1 protein-coding gene is annotated in these 1,393 nt (G+C 57.9%); it reads right to left on the minus strand.

The window, feature by feature from the left end; genetic code table 11:
• Positions 1-3: 3 nt before the first annotated feature.
• The gene (locus DVH23_RS23185; RefSeq protein ID WP_114579692.1) at positions 4-1,308 is read right to left on the minus strand and encodes an IS4 family transposase; all 1,305 of its coding nucleotides are present in this window, start codon (positions 1,306-1,308) and stop codon (positions 4-6) included.
• Positions 1,309-1,393: the final 85 nt, after the last annotated feature.

Consider the following 1,393-nt stretch of genomic DNA (forward strand, 5'->3'; position numbering starts at 1 on the left):
TAGCTAAGCCTCAACAGTCGGTTGGATGGCGGTAGCGAGCTGTTCCTGGAGGATCGGTCGTTGCTGGTGGATCTTCTGCGCGTCTTCGATCAGTCGCTGTAGCAGCGGCGGCGGTGAGTAAGCGAGATAATCCCTCAGTTCACGGAGGATGAGCTGGGCGTGCGACCGGAAGGTCGCCGCCCAGCGCTCCGGTGGGAACACGATTCCCTCATCAGCGTGTTCGACGACCAGACCAAGCAAATCACGACTTACGACCAACGATAGCAACGCTGCGTACAGCAGAATCTCCACGATATGCTCTTTCGTCGTGTTGAACTCATCCAGTTCGTACTGCGTCTTGAGTTCGCGGAACAGCAACTCTACCTGCCATCGACATCGGTAGATCGTCGCGAGATCAGCCGGCTGAAACTCCTCCCGAGACAGATTCGTGATGTATAGATGGTAGTCGTCGGCGTCCTCGTTGCGGACGCCGACGACGCGGAACCGTTTCGTATCCAGCGAACGCGTTCCCTCGTACGGTCCTCGCTTGAATTCCGCTTCGACCTCCACGTCGATGTACTCGCGCTGGAGATCGTCCACGACATCATGGATCTGCTTTCCCTCCAGACGAATGGCGCGACCGCGCCATTCTCGCAGTTCATCCGTTACAACCGGGTTTGCGCTCTTCTTCAACCGGCTCACGAAGTAGCCATCGTTCTCGTCGATCAACGCAAAGCGTCGGTACTTGAAGTATGCAAGATCGAAGATCGCTAACCGTCCTTCCAGCCACGGTCCCGTCTCAAATTCTGTACTGTCGTGCGTTTTCTCGTCTGTCACGCTGAAGCGGTCGATCGTCTGGTCGGTGACGTTATGGAGCAGGTGGAGCGACGCTCCAGCCTGCTCCTCGTGGGGTGCTGTGTACTCCTCAGAGAGCAACTCATGCAACCGGAGAACGGTTCCATCAGCGACCATCACGTCTCGAAAGCGGTCGAACTCCTCAGAGACCGTGTGAGGGACAGCGACCTCGTCGAAGCCGTACTCGACGAGGTCGCGGAGGTACTCTGCGAGCGTCGGCGTCAACCGCTGATAGAAGCCTCCCGGAGAGAGCGACTCGTCGGCAGTAGAGTTGTAACTGCGTCTGAAGGCGGCCAGCGTTCGGCTTTCGCCTGCGGCGAAGCCGAACGCAAACGACCAGACAAGTGGTGGGAGCTGAAGCTTCCCCTCGCGCTCGACCACACCGACGGAATCGGCGTGGTCTTCGAGCGCTTCAGAGGGAAGGAGGTTAGTGAGCCGACGTTCAACATCCTGTGAGGAGGCTTCGTTGGACACACTCGTTGCCTCCTCAATCCGTCCGAAAAGTAGCTCCGATAAGCCGCCGCTGTCATGCGGTTCTTCTCTTAGCTAAAGACGGATG

This window comes from Saliphagus sp. LR7, from assembly GCF_003344565.1.
GTDB lineage: Archaea > Halobacteriota > Halobacteria > Halobacteriales > Natrialbaceae > Saliphagus > Saliphagus infecundisoli.